Annotated in this window: 3 rRNA genes; all 3 read right to left on the bottom strand. The window is 56.6% G+C overall.

Features of this window, described 5'->3' with window-relative positions:
• Positions 1-51: 51 nt before the first annotated feature.
• Positions 52-164: ribosomal RNA gene (gene rrf, locus ACZYW1_RS23200) — 5S ribosomal RNA — on the bottom strand.
• Between the two features lie 81 nt (positions 165-245).
• Positions 246-3,360, bottom strand: a 23S ribosomal RNA gene (locus ACZYW1_RS23205).
• Positions 3,361-3,684: 324 nt separating this feature from the next.
• A 16S ribosomal RNA gene (locus ACZYW1_RS23210) occupies positions 3,685-5,217 on the bottom strand.
• Together the 16S, 23S and 5S rRNA genes form the textbook arrangement of a ribosomal RNA operon.
• Positions 5,218-5,308: the final 91 nt, after the last annotated feature.

The raw sequence follows: 5,308 nt of genomic DNA on the forward strand, positions 1-5,308 counted from the left end.
AAATGCCCGTGCCCCCCAAGGGTTTTGGGGGGCACGGGGTGTGTTGTGTGTGTTCGGCGGTGTCCTACTTTTCCACCCGTGTGGGTAGTATCATCGGCGCTGGCAGGCTTAGCTTCCGGGTTCGGGATGGGTCCGGGCGTTTCCCTGTCGCTGTGGCCGCCGTAACTTTGTTCACCCTTTTTTGGGTGTGATTCTTGTTGTTGGTGGTGGGGTGCAGTGGTTGCGCTGCTGGGTTGTGGTTGCGTGTGTGTAAGTTTTCGGCCGGTTAGTGCCAGTTCCCTGAGCTCATTGCTGGGCTTGTAGGTCTGGTCTATCGATCCCGTGGTCTGCGGGGGGCCTTATCCCACTTGAATGGGTGAGAAGCCTGGTCTTGGAGGGGGTTTCCCGCTTAGATGCTTTCAGCGGTTATCCTGTCCGAACGTGGCTATCCAGCGGTGCCCCTGGTGGGACAACTGGTGGACCAGAGGTTCGTCCGTCCCGGTCCTCTCGTACTAGGGACAGGTTTCCTCAAGCTTCTGACGCGCGCGGCGGATAGAGACCGAACTGTCTCACGACGTTCTAAACCCAGCTCGCGTGCCGCTTTAATGGGCGAACAGCCCAACCCTTGGGACCTGCTCCAGCCCCAGGATGCGACGAGCCGACATCGAGGTGCCAAACCATCCCGTCGATATGGACTCTTGGGGAAGATCAGCCTGTTATCCCCGGGGTACCTTTTATCCGTTGAGCGACACCCCTTCCACTCGGGGGTGCCGGATCACTAGTCCCGACTTTCGTCCCTGCTTGACGTGTCAGTCTTGCAGTCAAGCTCCCTTGTGCACTTGCACTCAACACCTGATTGCCGTCCAGGTTGAGGGAACCTTTGGGCGCCTCCGTTACATTTTGGGAGGCAACCGCCCCAGTTAAACTACCCACCAGGCACTGTTCCTGAACCGGATATACGGTTCGAGGTTAGAGGTCCAATACGATCAGAGTGGTATTTCAACAACGACTCCGCAATTACTGGCGTAATTGTTTCACAGTCTCCCACCTATCCTACACAAACCGTACCGAACATCAATACCAAGCTATAGTGAAGGTCCCGGGGTCTTTTCGTCCTGCCGCGCGTAACGAGCATCTTTACTCGTAGTGCAATTTCGCCGAGTCTATGGTTGAGACAGTTGAGAAGTCGTTACGCCATTCGTGCAGGTCGGAACTTACCCGACAAGGAATTTCGCTACCTTAGGATGGTTATAGTTACCACCGCCGTTTACTGGGGCTTAAATTCTCCGCTTCACTTTATGGGTTAACGGGTCCTCTTAACCTTCCAGCACCGGGCAGGCGTCAGTCCGTATACATCGTCTTGCGACTTCGCACGGACCTGTGTTTTTAGTAAACAGTCGCTTCTCACTGGTTTCTGCGACCCACTTCCGCTGCCGGCCGCTAGGGCGTTGACGGTGTGTGGGCCCCCCTTCTCCCGAAGTTACGGGGGTATTTTGCCGAGTTCCTTAACCATAGTTCTCTCGTACGCCTTGGTATTCTCTACCTGACCACCTGTGTTGGTTTGGGGTACGGGCCGTGTGTGAGCTCGCTAGAGGCTTTTCTCGGCAGCATAGGATCACCGAATTCACCTCATCCGGTTATGCATCACCTCTCGGAATGTGTCAGACCCGGATTTACCTAAGTCTGTTCCTACGGGCTTGCCCCAGTATTACCACTGACTGGTACGGCTACCTTCCTGCGTCACCCCATCGCTTGACTACTACCAGTGAAGGTCCCACGCAGCGCCCCGGTCTCGTTGACCCGAAGGTCGCTGATGATCGGGGGTTTGGGTGGTTAGTACCACTGATTCGTCATGGGCGCGCACACACGGGTACGGGAATATCAACCCGTTGTCCATCGACTACGCCTGTCGGCCTCGCCTTAGGTCCCGACTCACCCTGGGCGGACTGGCCTGGCCCAGGAACCCTTGGTCTTTCGGCGGGCAAGGTTCTCACTTGCCTTATCGCTACTCATGCCTGCATTCTCACTCCCACACCCTCCACCACTGGATCACTCCGTGGCTTCGCTGGATGCAGGACGCTCCCCTACCCAACATATTGCTATGTTGCCGCGGCTTCGGCGGTGTGCTTGAGCCCCGCTACATTATCGGCGCACAATCACTTGACCAGTGAGCTATTACGCACTCTTTCAAGGGTGGCTGCTTCTAAGCCAACCTCCTGGTTGTCTATGCGACTGCACATCCTTTTCCACTTAGCACACGCTTAGGGGCCTTAGCCGGCGATCTGGGCTGTTTCCCTCTCGACGCACGGAGCTTATCCCCCGCCGTCTCACTGCCACGCTTTGACTTACCGGCATTCGGAGTTTGGCTGACGTCAGTAACCTAGTAGGGCCCATCGGCCATCCAGTAGCTCTACCTCCGGTAAGAAACACGCAACGCTGCACCTAAATGCATTTCGGGGAGAACCAGCTATCACGGAGTTTGATTGGCCTTTCACCCCTACCCACAACTCATCCCCTCAGTCTTCAACCTAAGTGGGTTCGGGCCTCCACGCGGTCTTACCCGCGCTTCACCCTGGCCATGGGTAGATCACTCCGCTTCGGGTCCAGAACACACCACTACACCACCTCACGGTGGATACGCCCTATTCAGACTCGCTTTCGCTGCGGCTACCCCACACGGGTTAACCTCGCGACATGTCCCTGACTCGCAGGCTCATTCTTCAAAAGGCACGCCATCACCCCACAACAAAAGTCGAAGGCTCTGACGGCTTGTAGGCACACGGTTTCAGGTACTCTTTCACTCCCCTCCCGGGGTACTTTTCACCATTCCCTCACGGTACTAATCCGCTATCGGTCATCAGGAAGTATTCAGGCTTACCGAGTGGTCTCGGCAGATTCACAGCAGATTCCACGGGCCCGCTGCTACTCGGGTAACAACACAAAACAGGTACGCAGTTTTCGCCTACCGGGCTCTCACCGTCTACGGCAGACCATCCCAGGCCACTTCGACTAACCACGCACTACTGCCCTCCGGTCAGGTAGAACCAGAAGCGTTATCCCCACAACCCCGCACACACAACCCCTACCCGGTTACACATGCGCACGGTTTAGCCATCCTCCGCTTTCGCTCGCCACTACTCACGGAATCACTTTTGTTTTCTTTTCCTACGGGTACTGAGATGTTTCACTTCCCCGCGTTCCCTCCCGCACCCTATGTATTCAGATACGGGTGACACGACATCACTCGTGCCGGGTTTCCCCATTCGGACATCCTCGGATCCACGCTCGGTTGGCAGCTCCCCGAGGCATATCGCAGCCTCCCACGTCCTTCATCGGCTCCTGATGCCAAGGCATCCACCATGTGCCCTTAAACACTTACAAACACAAGAAAACAACTCGAACAAAACCAACTGAAAAATCAGCAATTTTGCTATAGATGCTCGCAACCACTATCCAATTAAACAAACACCACACCCCACCACCAAGATGGAGCGACACCACCCAACCCCCACCAACGCGGAAGCATCAAACCCAGGTGTTGCCTCAGGACCCAATAGTGTGCCGGCAGTTTCGATCCACCACCCCCGAACAGGGGCAGCAGACAAGATTCGTTGTTGTGCACCAAGCGGGCGCCCACTACAGACAACCCACTCCTCACGGCCCGAGCGCGACCTGATGCCGCCCTCTTTTCGTGGTGCTCCTTAGAAAGGAGGTGATCCAGCCGCACCTTCCGGTACGGCTACCTTGTTACGACTTCGTCCCAATCGCCGATCCCACCTTCGACAGCTCCCCCCACAAGGGTTAGGCCACTGGCTTCGGGTGTTACCGACTTTCATGACGTGACGGGCGGTGTGTACAAGGCCCGGGAACGTATTCACCGCAGCGTTGCTGATCTGCGATTACTAGCGACTCCGACTTCACGGGGTCGAGTTGCAGACCCCGATCCGAACTGAGACCGGCTTTCAAGGATTCGCTAAGCCTCACGGCATCGCAGCCCTTTGTACCGGCCATTGTAGCATGTGTGAAGCCCTGGACATAAGGGGCATGATGACTTGACGTCATCCCCACCTTCCTCCGAGTTGACCCCGGCAGTCTCTCACGAGTCCCCGCCATAACGCGCTGGCAACATGAGACAAGGGTTGCGCTCGTTGCGGGACTTAACCCAACATCTCACGACACGAGCTGACGACAGCCATGCACCACCTGCACACAGGCCACAAGGGAACCGATATCTCTACCGGCGTCCTGTGCATGTCAAACCCAGGTAAGGTTCTTCGCGTTGCATCGAATTAATCCACATGCTCCGCCGCTTGTGCGGGCCCCCGTCAATTCCTTTGAGTTTTAGCCTTGCGGCCGTACTCCCCAGGCGGGGTACTTAATGCGTTAGCTACGGCACGGATCCCAAGGAAGGAAACCCACACCTAGTACCCACCGTTTACGGCGTGGACTACCAGGGTATCTAATCCTGTTCGCTCCCCACGCTTTCGCTCCTCAGCGTCAGTTACTGCCCAGAGACCCGCCTTCGCCACCGGTGTTCCTCCTGATATCTGCGCATTCCACCGCTACACCAGGAATTCCAGTCTCCCCTGCAGTACTCCAGTCTGCCCGTATCGCCCGCACGCCCCCAGTTAAGCCAGGGAATTTCACGGACAACGCGACAAACCACCTACGAGCTCTTTACGCCCAGTAATTCCGGACAACGCTCGCACCCTACGTATTACCGCGGCTGCTGGCACGTAGTTGGCCGGTGCTTCTTCTCCACCTACCGTCACCCACAACAAAAATCATGGGCTTCGCCGATGGTGAAAGAGGTTTACAACCCGAAGGCCGTCATCCCCCACGCGGCGTCGCTGCATCAGGCTTGCGCCCATTGTGCAATATTCCCCACTGCTGCCTCCCGTAGGAGTCTGGGCCGTATCTCAGTCCCAGTGTGGCCGGACACCCTCTCAGGCCGGCTACCCGTCGTCGCCTTGGTAGGCCATCACCCCACCAACAAGCTGATAGGCCGCGGGCCCATCCCACACCGCAAAAGCTTTCCACCACACCACATGCATGGCATGGTCCTATCCGGTATTAGACCCAGTTTCCCAAGCTTATCCCGAAGTGCAGGGCAGATCACCCACGTGTTACTCACCCGTTCGCCACTCGAGTACCCCCGAAAGGGCCTTTCCGTTCGACTTGCATGTGTTAAGCACGCCGCCAGCGTTCGTCCTGAGCCAGGATCAAACTCTCCAAACAAAAACCCCCCACCCACAGGCAGGAAAGAATTCACAATCAGAGAAACCTGATCACAGCAAAAAGACACCAAAAACTGGCATCAAAAACAAAA

It is taken from the genome of Mycobacterium sp. IDUB_36 (assembly GCF_055419225.1).